Consider the following 19,425-nt stretch of genomic DNA (forward strand, 5'->3'; position numbering starts at 1 on the left):
AGCGAGGATGGCAGAAAATTGAGGATAAAAAGTCGGAAATTTTTAGTGAATAGTGGTTCTATTTGCTAAAAATTTCCGACTTTTTAGACCAATTTGCTGCCACCGCAGTAGGGCAGCCTATTCTCGGACAGCCTCCTAGTTCCAGACAACAAAGAAATAACCGTCAGTGGCAGGAAGGTGGGAGATACCAGAATGGCAAGATATGGTTGTGATGACCACAACCATATTGCTAAAAAGAGAAAATTAATTTTCTCTTCTTTCAGCAAGCTCTTCCATTCTGGCCTGTAGCTCTTCATGCTTTGTAGGAACAGTAATAGAGTCCAGTGCTTCTCTGGTACTCATCGCATTCACCACATTCATAACAGGCATTGATACCGGTTTTTCCATACCATGTCTTTCCATGGCCTGAGCAGCATAGTCCCGATCCGCTGAAGCATTGGCGCTGAAAAGAATGACAGAAGAAGCTACGATGGCAGATAGTGTCTTTTTCATGGTTGTTCTCCATTGATAGTAAGCAGACCTATTCCCAGCCCCTGTTATTAAGGGGTTAAGCAATAGTGAAGATGTATAGCGACCAAAGAGCAGAAAAGTGAAAGAGTGTCGGGATAGTTAATGACAATAAGCAGCAAATAATCGCTTTTTTCTCAATGTCACTTTTCCAGCACTGTTCTGATTTATCAGTTATTCTTGTGGACTTTTTTTGTTGGACAAAAGGCATGATCGAAGCGCCTGCGGAACAACTTGATATTATCTATCAGGATCAATGGCTGGTGGCTATCAACAAACCCTCCGGCTTGCTGGTGCACCGCTCCATGATTGATCGTCATGAAACCCGCTTTGCCATTCAGCTATTGAGGGATCAGATCGGTCAACCTGTTTTTCCCCTTCACCGACTGGATAAACCAACGTCTGGAGCGCTTGTGTTTGCCCTGTCGTCCGAAGTTGCCAAACGGGCAGGTGAGCAGTTTCAGGAAGGCCGGATCAGTAAAATCTATCATGCCATTGTCAGGGGTTATGTGCCTGAGTCCGGTGTGGTTGACCACCCGTTGAAGGAAAAACTGGATAAAATAGCTGATCGCAAGGCACGCCGGGATAAACCTGCCCAGGAAGCGGTCACCGAATATCATCGGCTGGCTACGGTTGAGCTGCCAATAGCCATTGATCGATACCCATGCAGCCGCTATTCGCTGGTGGAGGCAAAGCCCAAAACCGGTCGCAAGCACCAGATTCGTCGACATATGAAGCATATTGCCCATCCTGTTATTGGTGATGCAAAACACGGCAAGGGAAACCATAATCGGTATTTTGCCGAGCACTTTGCTGCGGACCGATTACTGCTGCACTGTTCTGTCATGGCAATGAACCACCCGGTTACCGGTGAGCCCATCACTTTTTATGCGCCGATGGATAGTGTGTTTGATCAACTTTTGCAGCGATTTGGCTGGACAACGCCAAATCCCACAGTATAAATGCCCTTTTTTTACCGGATTGAGGTATACCAATGAAAAAAATGATGTCTGGAATGCTGGTGTCACTGGCAATTTTTCTGGCTGGTTGTGCATCCACTCAAGAGTCACAGAAGGTTAATGCTGAAACATCGGAAGTAGCCGTAACCCGTCAGTTTACCGGTTCCACCATGACCCCGGATCCCGTTATGCAGCAGGTGATGGCGTTGAGCCAGGCAGGTGTCCTGAAGGATGTTCGCATGACCCGCTCTATTCCTGCCCGGATCACCGCAACAGGACCTGAGAATGTTCTGGCCTGCATCGCTACGGAAGGAAGCCGCTGGCTGGAAGAGCACCAGGAGTGCGAGTTCATGGCAGAAGAAACCTGCACTCAACTGGGCGGTGAATTCAACCCTTGCGCATCATCCTGTCGAAATGATCCGGATGCCATGGTGTGCAATTTGATGTGTGTTCAAGTCTGTAAGTTTTAATCCATCGATCTCGCAAAGTCATCGGGTTGGTTTTGCGAGCGAGCTTTCTCTTTCCTTAAGTTTCCCCTTGAAGTGTTTGTCGGACCTCTGTCCTACCGATGGATAGGTGTTTTTACGAGTTTGATTAAATATTATCCAATAAATATCCTATTTATGAATTTTTCTTAAATTTCTGAATTTAATGGGTAATAATTAAAGCTGCGGTTTGTTTCTCAGCCTTGTACCCGATAAATACCTATTATATTTTAGTCGTATTGTATGAAAACACTGCAGCATTTATCCGGTTATGTCTTCAGCAGTTATCAGCTGGGTCTGTTCAGGCAACTGGGAGAGTTCAGAGGCCGCCAGCTGGTCACTATTCGTCAGCAGCCGGAGGTTCTGGATACGCTCCGTCAGGTTGCGGTACTGGAGTCTGTGGAATACAGCAGCCGGTTGGATGGCATTGTCGCTTCCAGAGAGCTGGTTCGTAAGCTGGTGCACCGGGAATACCGTCCGACTGCACCGGTTGAGAGGCAGGTTGCCGGCTACCGGGATGGCCTGGAGATTGTGGTTGAGCCGGGCGAACACATGACCCTGTCGGTTAGCCTTATCCGCCAGCTGCATGCCATGTTATATGCCCATGTGCCCCACGAAGGCGGACGTTGGCGGGTTACCAATAAAGAGATTGTTGAGCGTGACAGCAAGGGGCAGAGAATTGGTGTTCTATATCGAACCATGCCCGCCAGGGCCATTGCCGGAGCCATGGAAGAGCTGGTTGCCTATTACGATGAAGGGCTTCAGCACCAGATTGAGCCCCTGTTACTGATACCAACTGTTGTACTGGATTTTCTCTGTATTCACCCTTTCAGCGATGGCAATGCCCGTATCGCCTGGTTGATCATGGCGATGATGTTGGCGCTTAACGGTTATCAGGTGGCCCAGCTGATTAGCCTTGAGCGGGTTCTGGTAAAGCATGAACAGGCCTATAAAAGGGCGTTACAGCTGAGTGTAAAAGGCTGGCATGAAGGGCAACACAATCCGATGCCATGGATCGATTTTTTCCTGAATACCCTGATTCGTGCTTACGAAGAACTGGAAGATAAAATTCATACTTTGCAGTGGCAGGGCAGTCGCGCGCCCAAATCGCAGCTGGTAAGGATGGCCATTGAGCAGACCAGTCATGCTTTTTCCATTGCGGATATTTGCCTGCAAATCCCCACGGTCAGTCGGGAACTGGTCAAAAAGGTGGTTCAGCAGATGCGCACTGAAGGCTTGCTGGAGCCAGTAGGCAGAGGGCGTGGTGCCCAGTGGCAAAAGTGTAATAACCCCTGACCGGGCAGGGTGAGAACAGCGAAGGAAAGTAAATCAGTAGAGAAATCACCTCTTATGAGCGTGGTTTCTTCTATGCCTCTTCCTGATCTGAACGTGTTCTGTAAACCCTAAAGCTCCTCTTTTTCAAACACAAAGATGCCGTCCTGCAAGGAAACTCGGCCTCCGTCATATCGAGCAGCATTCCAGTCTATTGTTGAGCCGTACTTGGTTTGCAGGTATTGATAAAGTGCAACATTATTTTGGTCAGCAAGGTAATGAATGAGCGTTTTTCCGGAACATTTGTCCTGATGATTGGGATCTGCACCATACTTAATCAGCAAATCAACAACCGGGAATTGATCTACCTTGACAGGATTATGTTGACTTACAAAAAAAAGAAGGCTATTTAACCCCCCATTGCATGTTTCTGCATTGAGAACGGCGGGCAAGCTGCTCTGTTCGATACGTTGAAGTATCAGCTTAAGCGTTTCTATCGTCCCGTACTGGCAAGCAAAATGAATGGCTGTTCTACCGCTTCCCTCATGTATTAAGACAGATGCACCATTTTCAAGTAAAAAACTGATCATCGGCAGGTCATTATTACAGATCGCAACATGTAATGGTGTTTGTCCTAAATGATTTTGTTGATTTAAATCACTGTTAAAATGTTGGGGTAAGGCATTTTTCCATAATTGAGCCACTGGCAGTTTTTCATGCACCGCTGCCATATGTAAAAGAACATCCCCATCTTTATCAGGATATTCCCCAATTAAGGTCAGTAACTGTAACTGAGTGTTTACAGGTAATTTAGGTAGGCATTCAGCGGGATATAAAGCTCTTTGGAGTAAAGTACGCTGGTGAGATTCATCCATCTCGACTTGATGACAGGATGTCGTAATGCTTGCCAGTCGCTCTTCCAGACCTGCACCACTATTGGCCTCACTGGTAGAGGGATAACTATTTTCGTAAGTGGGGGCAGGTGAGAGCGGTTTTGCCTTGGTATCCAAAATATCCTCCTCAATTTTAGACACGTTAAAACCGTTTAGACCAATATCAGAGTCGATAGTTTCAGAAGGTGTGATTATAAATAGTTAACCAAATGAAATCGTATTTTCTGTTTTCCCGGATCAGCACCTTAACCGGAGCTGACCCGGGGAGCCATTTAAAGCATCCGATGCAGAACATCATGCTCAGGCTTATCGAAGTAACGATGTTTAATGGTGGCCAGAATGTGCAGTGCCACAATGCCCAACAGAACATAGGGAATAATGACGTGGATATCGTGGAGTCGGCCCGCCAGCTCAGGATTCTTTTCCAGGAAGCTGGGCATGACCAGGTTGAACAGCGGCACCTTACGACCGGCAGCGTCAGACATCAGGTAGCCACTCACCGGTACCAGGAACATAAAGAGGTAGAGGAGCCAGTGCACCAGTGTTCCAAGTTTTTTCTGATAAGTGGGCATGCTGTCCGGTAGTTTCGGAATCTTGCTGGCCCAGCGAATCACCAGACGGGCGAACAACAGGAAGATCACCAGAACACCGAAGGATTTATGTAAGTGGTAAATGTCGTATTTGTAGCTGACGTTATCTTCCAGGCCGACCATATACCAGCCCGCACCAATGATGCCCAAAATAAGAAGACCGACAGTCCAGTGCATCAGGCGCATGAGTACGGGGTATTTATCAGAGTTGCTCATCGGTTTGCCCTGCTTTTTTTAGTTAAAAGATATCATAATTTATTATAGTGTTTCGGTGCTATAGATATGAGGTTGTATCAAAGCGTAACCGTTGCTCAATCATCCTGGTTGAGTCTTTTCGCTTCAGGCAAGGAACTTTGTGATGTCAATCTGAGACTAACGAGTAGGCAAATAATGTCAGATCTTTGCTTATGAATATTGTCTCAACAACACCATTGCAAGCCTGTGGTGACGTTTCAGAAAACGCTTTTGACCAGTCCATCGATAAGCCTGATGATGCCAAACAGTTCAGAGGATTTGGTGCTGTCCTCAGATCCGGGGTCACGTCTATATTGCAACGGACCGGAGCGGATGACCAACTCTGGCTCCGACAGGCACAGGAAGGAGGCAATCGCCTCATGACTCGCCTGATGTCTGCGGTACCTGTTGTTTATTCCTTGCTGATCATCAATAGCCTGCCCACCGCTAACGGTTGTGAATGGGGGCCTTCAGGCTCACGAAATGGAACAGTGTCGGCGAATCCTCACCTGGGTTTTCCCGAACCGGAAGTGGAGTGGGCCGATTGGGCAAGTGATGTTGTATTGTATGGTGGCTGTGCGACGCTGCTTGCCAGTCACATTGCCAGATTCGCAGCACGGCTGTATGCCGGTAAACAGTCAAGTGAGCAGGTGCCGGAACCGGGTCCTATGGAAAATAATTTCAAGGAGCTGGCGAAAAAAATGCTTCGTACAGAGGCCAGTGAAGTGGTGAAATCCCTGGTCCTGGTGGCAAGTGTCGTCGGTATTGTTGATTTTATGAAAATGAAAATTGATAGGGAACGTCCCTATGTCCTGAATCCTGACTATATCCATGGAAATCTGTGTATGGATCCGGATGATTTCAAGGCCATGCCCTCGGGGCATGCGTCAGTTTCGGCTATTGCCTGGTCGCAGGTTGTCCTTAACGTTATAGATACTGCGGCGATGTCTTCCCCCGCCTTCAAGCGCTTGCTGTCAAAAATGGCAGTCTTCTCAAACCAGCCGCTTGCTTCACCGGCCGGGAAGCGAGTTATAGCCTTTGCAGGTGCCATGGGTTTTGGAGCCCTGGCTGGGGCATTAAGGGTTCTGGCGGCCAAACATGATGCTATTGATGTGTCCGTCGGCGCGGGTATAGGCATCATTGCCGCTGCCTGCTCCCCATATATTCGCAGTGGTGTTTTTAACCATGGCGCTGTAGTGGATAAAAATACCGGATATTACTATGACGATGACGTGTATAGTCGAGCTGTTGAAGCAGGGGAGCCGATGCAGGCTAGGGATAATCAAGAAGCAGAAGCGATGGTGTGATGAGATTGATAATACCATCATCATGCAGGTTGGAAGATTGGCAAATTTCAGGAGCCAGCAAATTATATGACCCGATGAAAGCGGATCACAATGCACCTTGCGACCCGCCCCCGTCTAATGCCAACAGATGTTAAGGAATTATCTTTTAATAAGTTCCCGATTTCCGTTCACCCTGAAGCTTGTAGAAGGGTCGTGCCACCGAACTTCGACAAGCTCAGTCCGAACGGAGTCAGGCAATGAAAATAGGGAAGTTATTTCCAGACAACTCCCAAGGGCAATTCTTAGGGTGGACATTAAGCTTACCCCTCCATTTTCAATGGCTTTTGAATGGAACCACGAAGGATACAAAGAGTACGAAGGAAAAGAAAATCTCTTCTTTGTGCTCTTTGTGTCCTTCGTGGTTCCATCTTTAACTTCCCGAAGAGGGGAGTAGGCGCTTAATGTCTACCCTAAGAAGCGCAATCACCCTTCCAGCTTACTGGCGATGCTCTCAATCGCTGCCGGGTACTGCACCTCGATATCTTCATTAGAACCAACGCTCAGACCGAGATCCCTGACCAGGCCATCTTTCAAACCATAAACCCAGCTGTTTACGGTCAGTTTCTGGCCACGATCCCAGGCATCCTGAACGATGGTTGTCTGACAGACGTTCAGCACCTGTTCCAGAACGTTCAGTTCACACATTCTCTGAAACTGGTCATCATCACTGCCAGCATTCTCAAGCAGCTCAGTGTGCTTCTTCTTAACGTCCTGCACATGCCTGAGCCAGTTATCGATCAGTCCCAGTTTGGAGTTGTTCATGGCTTCGCGCACACCGCCACAGCCGTAATGCCCCGTCACAATAATATGTTCTACCTTCAGGTAGTCCACAGCATATTGAAGGACTGACAGACAGTTCAGGTCGGTATGAACCACCACATTGGCCACGTTTCGGTGCACAAACAGTTCGCCCGGAAGAAGGCCGACGATTTCGTTGGCAGGTACCCGACTGTCGGCACACCCGATCCAGAGATACTTGGGTGCCTGCTGCTCAGAGAGTTGTTCAAAAAAGCCGGGCTTTTCTTCACGAATGGACTTGGACCATTGGTTATTGTTTTCAAGGAGGTTTGCCAGACTGGACATAGTTTCCTGATCCATAATTCGGTTCCTTAACTGGAAAACGTTATAGCAACTCCGCTCTGGCAAAACCAGTACTCAAATGTAAGAGGTTTGTAACCGGGGCATTCGGTAGCGATGTTCCAGATTAGTGCAAGCGCTTGGGTGCAGCGGATGTAGCCGCACCGTTGTTGCCATCTCTGAAGTTTTCTTACGGGCTTAATAAGGCAAGGTATTTGCTCGGCAGAATAAGCTAACACTATTAAATTCAGCTGGTTATCAAGTTTTCTGGTATTTGGCATGTTTTCTGCTCAACCACCGGCAGTAGATCTCTGTGCGTTGACTGATACCGGAAAAGAGTGATGCCTGATTACGGTGATCACAGTTCAAGGCAGAGAGATCAGTTATACAGGGGAGGGGAATAATGAAGTGGTTAAAGCCTTTTAAGAAGGCATCGGTTCAGCAGGCTGCCAGGTTAAGTAAGGTTGCTGCCATCAGTGCCGTTATGGGGGTGAGTGCTTTCATCGGGCAAGCCAGCGCCAAGGCAGACTTTGAGCTTGGCTATCCGGAAAAGGAAGAGCTGACCATTGGCTTTATCAAGCTGACCGATATGGCACCCATTGCTATTGCTTACGAGAAAGGCTTTTTTGAAGATGAAGGACTCTATGTCACCATCGAAGCCCAGGCAAACTGGAAGGTGCTGCTTGATGGCGTGATTGACGGGCGTCTGGATGGTGCCCATATGCTGGCTGGACAGCCTCTGGCGGCCACCATGGGCTTTGGTACCAAGGCCAATATCATTACGCCATTCTCGATGGATCTGAATGGTAACGGGATTACGGTGTCCAACGAGATCTGGGCCCAGATGAAACCCAATATTCCAAAAATGGCCGATGGTCGACCTCAGCACCCGATCAAGGCGGATGCCTTGAAACCGGTTGTTGAGAAATTCCAGTCTGAAGGCAAGCCGTTTAATATGGGTATGGTTTTTCCAGTCTCTACCCACAATTATGAACTTCGCTACTGGTTGGCCGCCGGTGGTATTCACCCCGGGTTTTATGCGCCTCATAAAGGGGATACTTCTGGCCAGATTGATGCCGATGCCCTGCTCTCCGTTACACCACCACCACAGATGCCATCCACCATGGAGGCTGGCACTATCTATGGTTACTGTGTCGGCGAACCCTGGAATCAGCAGGCGGTCTTCAAGAATATCGGTGTGCCGGTGGTGACCGATTATGAGATCTGGAAAAACAACCCCGAGAAGGTGTTCGGGATTACCGAGGAGTTTTATAACAAGTACCCCAATACCACCATACGTCTGACACGGGCCCTGATCCGTGCAGCCCAGTGGCTGGATGCCAACGATAATGCCAACCGGCCTGAGGCGGTGAAAATCCTGTCACAATCCAACTATGTTGGTGCTGACTATGAAGTCATCGCCAACAGCATGACCGGCACCTTTGAGTACGAGAAAGGCGACAAACGACCGGTAGAAGATTTCAATGTGTTCTTCCGTTACAACGCTACTTATCCCTATTACTCCGATGCGATCTGGTATCTCACCCAGATGCGCCGCTGGGGGCAGATTTCAGAAGACAAGAGCGATGAGTGGTACAAGGAGCTGGCGGCCAAAGTGTACCGTCCGGATATCTATGAAAAAGCAGCACTGTCGCTGGTGGATGAAGCGCTGGTGAAGCTGCAGGACTTTCCGGACTTTGAGTCGGAAGATGGTTTCCGTGATCCACAGACGCACTTTATCGACAATCTGGTCTACAACGGCAAAAAGCCAAACGACTACATCAACCAGTTCAACATCGGTCTGAAGCAGGGTGACAGGATTTGATCCTGTTGCCTCTCTTTGAGGGAAGATAAGGAGAGTGGATTATGACGGATGCCTCCGTTGTCAGTCAGTCAGTGAATGAGGGCAAGTCATCACCGTTGTCTTTTCTTGCCGGGCTGGGCATTACGGTGAATCCCGGTAAAGTGTTCAGCACGGTACTGATGCCTATCATTGGCATCGTCGTCTTTCTGCTGATCTGGTCGGGCGCTGCGCGGAATATTGATACCTCGCTGGGCAAATTTCCCGGGCCAGTGGCGGTGTGGGAGCAGTTTGGCTCTCTCTACCAGGAGCATGTCACCGAACGGGAAAAGGCAGAAGCCTTTTATCAGCGGCAGGAAAAACGCAATGCTGCCCGTGTCGCCAAAGACCCTGACTATGTGCCAAAAATCCGGGCCTATACCGGCAAGGAAACCTTTCTTGATCAGATCGTAACCAGCCTGGTCACCGTGATGAGTGGTTTTCTGCTGGCAGCCCTGGTTGCCATACCCCTGGGTATCGCCATCGGTCTTAATAAAACCTTGAATGCCGCGGTGAACCCGATCATTCAGATATTCAAACCGGTTTCACCCCTGGCTTGGTTGCCGCTGGTGACCATGGTTGTCAGTGCACTCTACATCAGCCCTGATCCTTTGGTAGCCAAGTCTTTTTTAAATTCGATGATCACCGTGATGCTCTGCTGTCTGTGGCCCATGGTGATTAACACATCGGTGGGTGTCTCTTCCCTGGACCGTGACTTGATAAACGTCAGTCGTGTATTGCGACTGCCTGCCCTGAAACACGTTCAGAAAATTGTACTGCCCGCATCGGTACCGATGATTTTTACCGGTATGCGACTCTCCCTCGGAGTAGCCTGGATGGTGCTGATTGCGGCAGAAATGCTGGCCCAGAACCCCGGGCTGGGCAAGTTTGTCTGGGATGAGTTTCAAAATGGCAGCTCAAACTCGCTGGCACGCATTATGGTTGCCGTGATCGTCATTGGTGTGATTGGCTTTGGCCTTGATCGTGCCATGCTGGCCATCCAGCGTTTTGCCTCCTGGGATAAAAGCAAAGCCACTCATTAATAAAGGGAACCCTGCTCATGAGTACACTGCTGGATATCAGTCATATCGATATGGTGTTTGATACACCGAAAGGCCCTTTTACCGCACTCAAAGGGGTTGACCTGAAAATTGCCAAAGGGGAGTTTGTCTCGTTGATTGGCCATTCAGGCTGCGGTAAATCAACGGTATTGAATATCGTCGCGGGACTTCTGCAGGCCAGCAGTGGTGGTGTCATTTTAAATGGCCGGGAGGTGTCCGAGCCCGGCCCGGACCGGGCGGTGGTTTTTCAGAACCACTCACTCCTGCCCTGGCTGACCGCTTACCAAAATGTTGAGCTGGCAGTAAAACAGGTGTTTGGCCGTACCAAAGGCAAGGCAGAGATCAAAGAGTGGATTGAGCATAACCTTCAGCTGGTGCATATGGATCACGCCATGCATAAGCGCCCGGATGAAATCAGTGGTGGTATGAAACAGCGGGTGGGTATTGCCAGGGCACTGGCCATGCAGCCGGAAATCCTGTTGATGGACGAACCCTTTGGTGCCCTGGATGCCCTGACCCGCGCCCACATGCAGGACTCCCTGATGGAAATCCAGCAGGAGCTGAATAACACGGTCATCATGATCACCCATGATGTAGATGAAGCGGTTCTGTTGTCCGACCGTATTGTGATGATGAGCAATGGCCCTGCTGCAACGGTGGGCGAGATTCTCGAGATCAACCTGGAAAGGCCCCGTGGCCGGTTGGAGCTGGCACAGGATCCGGAATATACACGACTGCGTTCCGAAGTATTGAAATTCCTGTATGAGAAGCAAAGAAAGGTTGAGCCCATGGTTAAACCCAGGGTCAGGAAAAAAGTGCAGGAAAGCAGGCAGCATGAAGCTGCCTGAGCTAAACAGAGTCACTCTCCGGCTTGGCACCCAACTGCACAAGATATTCATAAAGATCATCAATCACGTCTTGTAACTCTTGCTTCACCTTTTCGGGAGTTTTGGCAGATGGTTCTGTTGGCTGCTGTGTGGACGCTGATGCTGTGGGGTTTTGGCCAATGGTACTGAGCTCATGCTCCCATGGCGCACAAGAGCGATCACTATAATGACGAAGGTCTTGCATGCTCTGACTTTCGGCACTGACTTGTGCCGGTTGACAGTGTTGATTTGATAAGTGAGGGGAACTGTGCGACCTGGGTTGACATGTCTGGGTCTGTTGTTCTGCTATTTTCCCTTCAAAAAATAATGTTTTGTCTTTGACTTTTTCCACTGAATCTTCAGCAGCAGAATGTGTTGTCGATGGTTTCTGACGGACTGAAACTTCCGGATCTGAATGCCGGGATGCTCGCAAAGACGCTAAAGATTTTGATGGATCATGATCTCCCCTGGTCTGACTATCCGGGAGCATTTTTTCCGGCTCTTCTCTTCGCAAACTCCTGTTCAGTGCTTGTACTTCTGACTGGTTTTCTGATGACGGTCGGTGATCAGGAAAAGATGTTGATTGGTCAACAGAGAAAGGCATTGGTGACGATCGGTCCATGGAACAACCTTGTTGGGCAAATTTAAAGAAGTTACCCATGAAAGAGACATCAATCTGACCGTGGTGTTCATGCCGCAGTGAGAATAATTTTTGCTAAATTACCAATGGCTATTAACGACTCTCGTTAATAGCCATCAGCATGGGCTATCTATAGAGGTTTACCTGATCCCGTAATTCCATCGCTGCGTTCCTTGCGGCTTCAGCAAAGTCATCGCCACCACTGGCATAAATAATGCCACGGGAAGAGTTCACAATAATTCCCTGGCCTTTGCTGTTCAGGCCATTTTTAACGGTTGCTTCCACATTGCCACCCTGAGCGCCAAGGCCCGGCACCAGGAATGTCATCTCTCCGGTAATGTCCCGAATACGCTTTAGCTCCGTTGGGTTTGTGGCACCAACAACCAGCAGGATATTGTTATGCTTATTCCACTGCTCCTGAGACATCCGTGCAATCACCTCATACAGCATGGCCGACTCACCATTGGCCTGGTGGACCGACAGGTTCTGAATTGCTGCAGCGCCGGGGTTTGAGGTGCGGCACAGAACCACCGTTCCCTTATCGGCATAGCTTGAAAATGGCTCTATGGTATCAATCCCCATATAGGGGTTTACGGTCACCGCATCGGCCTGATAACGCTCAAAGGCTTCAATGGCGTACTGGCTGGCAGTGCTGCCAATATCGCCACGCTTGGCGTCGAGAATAACCGGGATAGCCGGATATTGAGTACGAATGTAATCAATGGTCATGGCCAGCTGATCTTCAGCACCATGGGCATGGTAATAGGCCGCCTGGGGCTTATAACAGCAGACCAGGTCGGCGGTTGCATCAATAATGGCTTTATTGAATGCAAGGATGGGCTTGTCCATCGCCTGAATAGCGGCAGGAAAGCGTTCGGGTGAAGGGTCAAGGCCAACGCACAACAGTGTGTTGTTTTTCTCCATGGCAGCCTGAACCCGATCAAGAAACCCCATTGTTAACCTCAGCGTTAGGTAAAAAGTGCTGAGCGGGGAGTCTAGCAGTATCCGTTACCTTTATACATGCTTTGGTGGGGCTGAAGGAGTGAAAGCCATTACCCCATTTTCACATGCTTTGGATGTTCCCCGACCCGTTTAAGCCAGGCCGTGATAAAAGGAAAATCGGTCAGACCATACCCGCCCTCCGGTGCAATATGCGTGTAGCCATACAGGCTGATATCAGCGATGGTCATCTGGTCACCAACCAGCCAGTCATGATGCTCCAGGTGCGTCTCCATTACCTGGAGTGCCTTGTAGCCACTGGCTTTCTTGGCCTGCAGAGCAGCCTCATGCTTTTTGGGTCTGCCAAGGAATTTCACGATAAACCTGGCCGTTGCAATATAAGGCTCGTGACTGTATTGCTCAAAAAACTGCCACTGGAGAACTTTTGCCCTGAGGAAAGGGTCTGAAGGGAGATAGTCAGTGCCGTCAGCCAGATAGTTAAGAATGGCATTGGACTCCCACAGGTAATTCCCGTCGGGTAATGCCATGACCGGAATCTTGCCATTGGGGTTCATGGCCAGAAACTCATCGGTATGCGTTCCGCCACCCAGAATATTGGTGTGCTCCCACTCACAGTCAATATCCAGGTGGCTCATCAGCAGCTTGATCTTGTAGCAGTTGCCGGACTGGGCATCTCCGTAAACTTTGTACACAGGCTTCCTCCTGTTTGCCAAAATTTTGTCCGACATTGGTACTCTTTATTCGAAGGCTGTGCAAGTCTATTTTGTGGAAGAAGAATGGGGCGATAAGCTTCCCTTTTGCTACGCAGACAGGTAAACGACATTATTCATGTTCTATCCACAGTGAGCATTCAAATGCCACTCTCGATAGAATGCAGGCTTTCTATAAAATTCCAGGGTGTATGGTAATGATCGATAGCGATGATTTGATGAGTGGTGAGGCTATCATCGAAATAGTTGAAAACCAGCTGGCAGAAAATAACCCGCCAAGGGTAAAGGAGACCCTGATGAGGCTGATGCTGGAAGGGGTTGAGCGGGAAGAAGCCATTCAGTACATCGCCTGCGCCCTGTGTGTTGAGCTGCTGGACGTGGTTAATCATCAGGCGGCGTTCAATGAACAGCGGTATAACACTAATCTGGATGCTTTGCCGGAAATGCCGTGGGCTGAAGATCTGTAAGTAGTAGGGCCGCCTGTTCTCGGTCAGCCTCCTGGTACACGGCTCAATGGAATTGATGGGCTCCTTCCTTGACCTCTAAACTCCGTTCGTCTTGAGCGGAGTCGAAAGGCGTAAACTCCATACCCTGAATATTATTTGTCACCAGCTGGCTGATTTCATGAGCATGCTTTCGTTATTGAACAGGCATGAATGCCATGAAAATTAACCTGCACGACAGTTTTATACGGGCTACACTGCTGATTTAAAGTCGCTGTTAAACATGAGTCATGTTTTATGAATGAGTATTCATCTTTGCTGTTACACAGCATAGAACTGGCAAGGCAAAGTGCTGATCATGGCCAGCTGCCATTTTCAGCACTGCTTGCACAGGAAGGTCGTGTAGTCATAGAGGCGGGAAATACGTCCATTGCCGATAATGATGTGACCCGGCATTCAGTGATGAATCTGATTTCCAGGGCTCATCAGATACTCTCTCAGCATGAACTGGAACAGTGCACACTGTTCACAAATTCTGAGCCCTGTGCCATGTGTTCTGGCGCTATTTACTGGGCAGGCATCTCTAAAGTCGTATTTGGTTGCAGTGGCAAAACGCTCCAGCAAATATCAGGACAGTCTATTGATATAGATTGCCATGAGATTTTTAAATGCTGCCACCCGACCATCGATGTTGTTGGCCCGTTTGAAGAAGAGCGAGCCTCCGAGCTGATCATGGAGTTCTGGCCGCACCCGTCATAAAAGTATTACTGCCTGTCTCTTGCTTGCCATTCTTATCATCCAAAAGTTTTTATTATTCCTTCCGCCACAAAAAACTCTGCTGATCTCAATCGGCTGACTTTCCCGGGTCAAGTGAGTTTGGATGGTAATAATACTTATAAAATGGTAAAAATGTGCACGAATTCACATTTTTTGCGGATTGGCTAAGGTTACTTTGATTTACTGATGATGCCAAAACCAGATTTTTTCGTGCAATGGATAGTTTGCTGCTCCCTGAGCCGTAGATTACCCGTCATCCAGCAGTAGCCACGTTTCAACTAACAACAAGAATTAAAGTGCATACAACCAACAAAGAAACCACTTATAACAATAAGCAGGCTTCTCTCTACCCATGGTTCTGGCATGCCCTTGCACCTTATTGGCGTGTCTACAGAGATGTGCTGCTGGCCAGTTTGCTGGTCAATCTCTTTGCCCTGGTATCCCCTCTGTTTGTTATGAATGTATACGACAGGGTTGTTCCTAACCAGGCATTTGAAACGCTGTGGATGCTGGCAACCGGCGTTGTCCTTGCGTTCTTTTTTGAGGCCGTTATTCGGCTGATCCGATCCCGCTATATTGATCTGGCTGGACGACAGGTTGATCTGACCCTGTCTTCCCGCTTGATGGATCGCCTGTTAGGGCTGAAGCTATCCAGTCGCCCCGGCAGTGCGGGTCATCTTATGAATCAGCTGGCCGAGTTTGACAGCGTTCGCTCTTTTATTACCTCGACAACGGTCATGGCTTTCATCGATTTGCCGTTTGTTGTGCTGTTTCTTGGGCTGGTGGTCTGGCTGGGTGGCTGGCTGGTAATCATTCCGGTTGTTTGCATTGGTATTGCCCTGACCGTGGCCTGGCTGCTGAACAGGCCTCTTCAGTCCGTTATTGCCCGGCAACAGGGTGCTTCAGCCCAGCGGCAGAACTTTTTAATGGAGCTGTTACTCGGGCTGATTTCGGTGAAGAGCTGTAATGTTGAAAGCCAGAATCAGAAGCAATGGAGCAAAATGAACCGGGAGGTTGCTGATGCCTCGCTTAAAATACGTCATCTGCAGACCATTACCGGCCAGGTCACCACATTAATGCTTCAGCTGAACACTGTTGCACTGGTTATATCCGGTGTTTATCTCATCAGTGTGGGTGATCTTTCCATGGGCGGGTTAATCGCCATCATGATGATTTCCGGTCGCTGTGCTGCCCCTGTCTCACAGGTGATTGGCTTATTGAACCAGTATGAAAAAACAGTGCAGGCACTGGATCATACCGGGCAGATCATGAACCTTCCCCAGGAGTATCCAGAGGAGCGCAAACTGCTCCGGCCTGATAGGTTTCAGGGGCATTTTTATATCAATAATATGTCGTTTGCCTACCCGAATGCTCCTGACCTGTTGAGTGATATAAATCTGCAGATTCCGGCGGGAACCAGGCTGGCCGTTCTCGGGCGGATGGGTTCTGGAAAAAGCACGTTCCTGCAACTGCTGATGGGGCTCCGGGAGCCTAGCAAAGGGTTGATTGGTGTCGATGGTATGGATCTTCGTCAGATTGATCCGAACTGGTTTCGCCGTCATGTAGGCTATGTTGGGCAACGCACAGAACTGTTTAACGCGTCATTGCGTGACAACATCACCATGCACCGTGAAGGGATCAGCGACAGCGATATTGTGCGAGCACTGGAGCAGTCCGGTTTGCAGGACATTATCCAGGCGGGCAGTGCAGGCCTGGATTTTATGGTGGGTGAGGGCGGACGGCATCTGTCCGGTGGTCAGGCTCAGGCTGTTGGCCTGGCACGGGCCCTGGTGACAAACCCGCTGGCCATTATTATGGATGAGCCTTCCAGTGCCATGGACTCACAGGCAGAGGCGCGTTTTCGCCAGCTACTTCTGGAACTGAAAGAGACCACTGTCATACTGGTGACACACAAAATGAATCTGCTGGATGCGATGGACCATATTGTGGTGCTTGATCAGGGAAAAATCAGTGTCAGTGGCAGTACCAATGATGTGCTTAGAGGGGCGAACAAGGCTCAACATTCTGCACCGAAGACCGCAGAGGAGGTTGTGACTTGAAATGAGTGACCTCACCAACCATCAAGGCTCTGGCTGGCATGCTGCCAGCGAGGCGGAAATCAATAAAATCACCAGGGGAAGCCGCCCACTGATCATGACAGTTGCCCTTTGTCTTCTGACTTTTATCCTCTGGGCAGGCTGGTGTGAGCTGGACGAGATTACCCGTGGAGAAGGCAAAGTGATTCCTTCCAGCCAGGTGCAGAATGTCCAGAATATGGAGGGTGGTATTGTTGATGATATTCTGGTTTCTGAAGGTGAACTGGTGGAACAGGGGCAGGTGCTGATGGTGATGGACGACACCCGGTTTACCTCCACCCGCCAGGGCCAGCTGGCTAACCGTCATGCATTGATGGCCAGAAGGGCTCGTTTGCTGGCAGAAGTGGAAGGCGGAGAGCCGGTCATGCCTGAGCTTTTGACTGCGAACGTGCCGGTGCTTGCCGACCGCGAGAAGGAACTCTTTCATCATCGTCAGCTGGAACTGGGCAGTAGTATTGGTGTTTATCAGCAACAGCTGACCCAGCAGAAGAAACAGACACTTGAGACAAAAGCTCAGCGAGAGATGCTGGCACGCCGTTTTGCGTTGCTGGATGAAGAACTCCAGCTTGCCCGTGATCTATCTGCAGAAGGCGCAGTGTCCAGAGTCGAAGTGCTCCGTCTTGAACGACAGGTCAGTGATACCCGGGGTGAAAAACTCATTGCCGAAAAAAATCTGGAGCGGATCGCAGCGCAACAGGAAGAGACACAACAACGAATTAATGAGGCACGGTTGAACTTCGTCAATAAAGCGCGAGTAGAGTTAAACGAAACCCTTGCCCAACTGCATGAACTCAGCGCAAAAGAAACCGCCGTCAGTGACCAGGTTGAACGTACCCGGGTCAAGGCACCAATGAAAGGCGTGGTAAAGCAGATTCTTGTCAACACCGAAGGCGGTGTTGTCCAGCCAGGTATGGTAATGATGGAGCTTATCCCCGTAGACGACACTCTTGAGGTCGAAGCCAGAATCCGGCCACAGGATATTGCATTTCTGCACCCGGGCCAGAAAGCCACGGTGCGCTTTACCGCCTATGACTTTACCATCCACGGCGGTCTTGATGGAGAACTGACGCATATCAGTGCCGACACCATCACGGATGAACAGGGCGAAAGCTTTTATCTGGCGAGAATCAAAACCGACAAGAGCCACCTGGGCAATGAAGGTGATAACAGCCGCCCCGTTATCGTCGGGATGGTTGCCTCAGTAGATATTTTAACCGGCAAGAAAACACTCCTTGAGTACTTGCTAAAGCCGGTGTTGAGAGCCAGACAGCTGGCCTTTAGCGAACGATAAAAATTTTGATCTGATAATAACAACTGACACAGGGCCGGAGTTGCCCGGGAACAATAAAAAGGAGCCAGTCGTGGACACTATTCAGGAAGCTACTGCCAGCAAATCTGCCGGATCCATTCACTTTGCCATTGGCAAGGTTGAGGCCATTACCCCTGACGGAAATCGTCGTTTACTTCAAGCTGGTGATGTCGTCTACCCAAACGAAACAGTCATAACCGGACCCGACGGGTTTATTCATATCGACCTGTTTGATGGCCAGGTGCTTGAACTGAGCAATAATGATGAGTTCAGCTTTACCGCCTTCTATCAGGATTTCCTGCCAGACGATGCAGAAATAGAAATAGAAGCGGAACAGTTTGAACTTCCGGATACTCCTCTACCCGCAACAGGCCAGCCCGATGGTCAGGGTAATTCAGGTTTTGGCAGCCAGACTATTCTCGATCTCAGTGGTATTCAGGTGGATCCGGAGGCGGGTTTTGATACTTCCGGGGTTCAGAGGGGGATTGAGGACAGTGAAAGCTTTGTTGCTGATGAGCTATTAGACATTGATGAAAATGACGCCCCAATAATTACGAGTAATGGTGGCGGCGATAAAGCTGTAATCGAAGTTCTGGAAAATAGTAATACAGTGACCAAAGTTACAGCGATAGATGTTGATCAAAGCGGTCGTGATCTTATTTTCAGTATTGCAGGAGGGGCAGATTCTAGTTCTTTTGAGATTGCAACTGATGGCACTCTCAGTTTCATAACAGAGCCCGACTTTGAAAGTGGTAAAATAAGCTATGACGTTGAAGTTCAAGTTAGTGATGGATTCAGGGTCGATACTCAAGCCCTGACTGTAAATGTCGCACCGCAGAATGACAACTCCCCAATTATTACCAGTGATGGAGGTGGTGATAGGGCCATTGTTGAAATAGCTGAAAACAGTTCATTTGTCACAGTGGTTAAAGCAATAGATGCAGATAAACCTGATGATGACTTGAGCTTCAGGATAGCGGGTGGTGGAGATGCTGCTGCTTTTGAAATAACCAATGATGGCTCCCTAAGTTTTAAAGAAGCTCCAGACTATGAAAGTGGTAAAGTCGTTTATGAAGTAGAAGTAGAGGTTAGTGATGGCAAAGGCAAAATTGATACACAGTTACTGACAGTTAATGTGGTATCAGTTGACGAGGGGGTACCTGCTGGGGTTTCAGATCGCATCACGGTGGCCGAAGGCAGCACGGCCACGGCCCTGGTGGGGGGCGCGACCACCGTCAGGGCGAACGACACAGGCCTGACGGACACGCCGGTGACGGTCAGCCTGGTGACGAACGTACAGCACGGTAGCCTGGTGCTGAACGAAAACGGCACCTTCAGTTACGCCCACGACGGCAGTGAG

The 19,425-nt window shown here is 49.3% G+C and carries 19 protein-coding genes; 12 read left to right on the forward strand and 7 right to left on the reverse strand.

The window, feature by feature from the left end; genetic code table 11:
- Positions 1-243 precede the first annotated feature (243 nt).
- Positions 244-492 (reverse strand): hypothetical protein, encoded by a 249-nt coding sequence (locus tag J7438_RS22655; protein WP_209278363.1) that lies wholly within the window; start codon positions 490-492, stop codon positions 244-246.
- A 224-nt stretch (positions 493-716) separates the two neighbouring features.
- Between J7438_RS22655 and truC the strand changes: the two genes are divergently transcribed.
- From truC to J7438_RS22670, 3 genes are all read left to right on the forward strand, one after another.
- Positions 717-1,469 (forward strand): tRNA pseudouridine(65) synthase TruC, encoded by a 753-nt coding sequence (gene truC, locus J7438_RS22660; protein WP_209278364.1) that lies wholly within the window; start codon positions 717-719, stop codon positions 1,467-1,469.
- 32 nt (positions 1,470-1,501) lie between these two features.
- Entirely contained in the window at positions 1,502-1,936 is a 435-nt protein-coding gene (locus J7438_RS22665) for a hypothetical protein (protein ID WP_209278365.1), read from the forward strand.
- A gap of 258 nt (positions 1,937-2,194) precedes the next feature.
- On the forward strand, positions 2,195-3,247 hold the full coding sequence (locus tag J7438_RS22670) for a Fic family protein (protein ID WP_209278366.1): 1,053 nt from the start codon (positions 2,195-2,197) through the stop codon (positions 3,245-3,247).
- Between the two features lie 107 nt (positions 3,248-3,354).
- On the opposite strand, the gene J7438_RS22675 is transcribed toward J7438_RS22670, so the two are convergent.
- Both J7438_RS22675 and J7438_RS22680 read right to left on the reverse strand, forming a co-directional pair.
- Positions 3,355-4,233 carry an ankyrin repeat domain-containing protein gene (locus J7438_RS22675; protein ID WP_209278367.1) on the reverse strand — a complete coding sequence of 293 codons (879 nt, stop codon included), beginning with the start codon at positions 4,231-4,233 and terminating at the stop codon, positions 3,355-3,357.
- Between the two features lie 155 nt (positions 4,234-4,388).
- Positions 4,389-4,922, reverse strand: a complete 534-nt coding sequence (locus J7438_RS22680) for a cytochrome b (protein ID WP_209203541.1) — start codon at positions 4,920-4,922, stop codon at positions 4,389-4,391.
- A 191-nt stretch (positions 4,923-5,113) separates the two neighbouring features.
- Here J7438_RS22680 and J7438_RS22685 point away from each other — a divergent pair, with 191 nt between their 5' ends.
- Positions 5,114-6,247 (forward strand): phosphatase PAP2 family protein, encoded by a 1,134-nt coding sequence (locus tag J7438_RS22685; RefSeq protein WP_209278368.1) that lies wholly within the window; start codon positions 5,114-5,116, stop codon positions 6,245-6,247.
- A 462-nt stretch (positions 6,248-6,709) separates the two neighbouring features.
- Here J7438_RS22685 and can read toward each other — a convergent pair whose 3' ends face one another.
- The gene (gene can / locus J7438_RS22690) at positions 6,710-7,384 is read right to left on the reverse strand and encodes a carbonate dehydratase (RefSeq protein ID WP_286196841.1); all 675 of its coding nucleotides are present in this window, start codon (positions 7,382-7,384) and stop codon (positions 6,710-6,712) included.
- Positions 7,385-7,847: 463 nt separating this feature from the next.
- On the opposite strand from can, the gene J7438_RS22695 reads away from it, so the two are divergent.
- The 3 genes from J7438_RS22695 (at position 7,848) to J7438_RS22705 (ending at position 11,112) form a co-directional block, all read left to right on the forward strand.
- On the forward strand, positions 7,848-9,188 hold the full coding sequence (locus J7438_RS22695; RefSeq protein WP_209278377.1) for a CmpA/NrtA family ABC transporter substrate-binding protein: 1,341 nt from the start codon (positions 7,848-7,850) through the stop codon (positions 9,186-9,188).
- 158 nt (positions 9,189-9,346) lie between these two features.
- A complete protein-coding gene (locus J7438_RS22700; protein ID WP_286196844.1) occupies positions 9,347-10,246 on the forward strand; it encodes an ABC transporter permease in 900 nt (299 codons plus the stop codon).
- 17 nt (positions 10,247-10,263) lie between these two features.
- Complete coding sequence (locus tag J7438_RS22705) at positions 10,264-11,112, forward strand: ABC transporter ATP-binding protein (RefSeq protein ID WP_209203545.1); 849 nt, start codon at positions 10,264-10,266, stop codon at positions 11,110-11,112.
- A 1-nt stretch (position 11,113) separates the two neighbouring features.
- Here the strand turns inward: J7438_RS22705 and J7438_RS22710 are convergent, their stop codons facing one another.
- The 3 genes from J7438_RS22710 to J7438_RS22720 all read right to left on the reverse strand — a co-directional run bounded on the left by J7438_RS22710 (position 11,114) and on the right by J7438_RS22720 (position 13,422).
- A complete protein-coding gene (locus J7438_RS22710) occupies positions 11,114-11,752 on the reverse strand; it encodes a hypothetical protein (RefSeq protein WP_209278370.1) in 639 nt (212 codons plus the stop codon).
- A 144-nt stretch (positions 11,753-11,896) separates the two neighbouring features.
- Positions 11,897-12,724, reverse strand: coding sequence for an orotidine-5'-phosphate decarboxylase (gene pyrF, locus J7438_RS22715; RefSeq protein ID WP_209278371.1), 828 nt, complete (start codon positions 12,722-12,724; stop codon positions 11,897-11,899).
- Between the two features lie 98 nt (positions 12,725-12,822).
- Complete coding sequence (locus tag J7438_RS22720) at positions 12,823-13,422, reverse strand: glutathione S-transferase family protein (RefSeq protein WP_353620177.1); 600 nt, start codon at positions 13,420-13,422, stop codon at positions 12,823-12,825.
- A gap of 215 nt (positions 13,423-13,637) precedes the next feature.
- On the opposite strand from J7438_RS22720, the gene J7438_RS22725 reads away from it, so the two are divergent.
- From J7438_RS22725 to J7438_RS22745, 5 genes are all read left to right on the forward strand, one after another.
- Entirely contained in the window at positions 13,638-13,907 is a 270-nt protein-coding gene (locus tag J7438_RS22725) for a hypothetical protein (protein ID WP_209278373.1), read from the forward strand.
- 273 nt (positions 13,908-14,180) lie between these two features.
- Positions 14,181-14,642, forward strand: a complete 462-nt coding sequence (locus J7438_RS22730; RefSeq protein ID WP_209203550.1) for a nucleoside deaminase — start codon at positions 14,181-14,183, stop codon at positions 14,640-14,642.
- 314 nt (positions 14,643-14,956) lie between these two features.
- The gene (locus tag J7438_RS22735) at positions 14,957-16,720 is read left to right on the forward strand and encodes a type I secretion system permease/ATPase (protein ID WP_209278374.1); all 1,764 of its coding nucleotides are present in this window, start codon (positions 14,957-14,959) and stop codon (positions 16,718-16,720) included.
- 1 nt (position 16,721) lies between these two features.
- Entirely contained in the window at positions 16,722-18,047 is a 1,326-nt protein-coding gene (locus J7438_RS22740) for an HlyD family type I secretion periplasmic adaptor subunit (protein ID WP_209203552.1), read from the forward strand.
- Between the two features lie 70 nt (positions 18,048-18,117).
- A partial coding sequence (locus J7438_RS22745; protein ID WP_209278375.1) for an Ig-like domain-containing protein occupies positions 18,118-19,425 on the forward strand: 1,308 nt, incomplete at its 3' end.

It is taken from the genome of Thalassotalea sp. G20_0 (assembly GCF_017744175.1).
Taxonomy (GTDB): domain Bacteria; phylum Pseudomonadota; class Gammaproteobacteria; order Pseudomonadales; family Endozoicomonadaceae; genus Endozoicomonas.

Excerpts from the sequence above, each read along its gene's own strand:
- J7438_RS22655 (WP_209278363.1), bottom strand. The coding sequence starts at position 492 with ATGAAAAAGACACTATCTGCCATCGTAGCTTCTTCTGTCATTCTTTTC.
- J7438_RS22700 (WP_286196844.1), top strand. The coding sequence starts at position 9,347 with ATGCCTATCATTGGCATCGTCGTCTTTCTGCTGATCTGGTCGGGCGCT.
- pyrF (WP_209278371.1), bottom strand. The coding sequence starts at position 12,724 with ATGGGGTTTCTTGATCGGGTTCAGGCTGCCATGGAGAAAAACAACACA.
- J7438_RS22725 (WP_209278373.1), top strand. The coding sequence starts at position 13,638 with ATGATCGATAGCGATGATTTGATGAGTGGTGAGGCTATCATCGAAATA.
- J7438_RS22705 (WP_209203545.1), top strand. The coding sequence starts at position 10,264 with ATGAGTACACTGCTGGATATCAGTCATATCGATATGGTGTTTGATACA.
- J7438_RS22740 (WP_209203552.1), top strand. The coding sequence starts at position 16,722 with ATGAGTGACCTCACCAACCATCAAGGCTCTGGCTGGCATGCTGCCAGC.
- can (WP_286196841.1), bottom strand. The coding sequence starts at position 7,384 with ATGGATCAGGAAACTATGTCCAGTCTGGCAAACCTCCTTGAAAACAAT.
- J7438_RS22680 (WP_209203541.1), bottom strand. The coding sequence starts at position 4,922 with ATGAGCAACTCTGATAAATACCCCGTACTCATGCGCCTGATGCACTGG.
- truC (WP_209278364.1), top strand. The coding sequence starts at position 717 with ATGATCGAAGCGCCTGCGGAACAACTTGATATTATCTATCAGGATCAA.
- J7438_RS22730 (WP_209203550.1), top strand. The coding sequence starts at position 14,181 with ATGAATGAGTATTCATCTTTGCTGTTACACAGCATAGAACTGGCAAGG.
- J7438_RS22695 (WP_209278377.1), top strand. The coding sequence starts at position 7,848 with ATGGGGGTGAGTGCTTTCATCGGGCAAGCCAGCGCCAAGGCAGACTTT.
- J7438_RS22710 (WP_209278370.1), bottom strand. The coding sequence starts at position 11,752 with ATGGACCGATCGTCACCAATGCCTTTCTCTGTTGACCAATCAACATCT.
- J7438_RS22670 (WP_209278366.1), top strand. The coding sequence starts at position 2,195 with ATGAAAACACTGCAGCATTTATCCGGTTATGTCTTCAGCAGTTATCAG.
- J7438_RS22685 (WP_209278368.1), top strand. The coding sequence starts at position 5,114 with ATGAATATTGTCTCAACAACACCATTGCAAGCCTGTGGTGACGTTTCA.
- J7438_RS22665 (WP_209278365.1), top strand. The coding sequence starts at position 1,502 with ATGAAAAAAATGATGTCTGGAATGCTGGTGTCACTGGCAATTTTTCTG.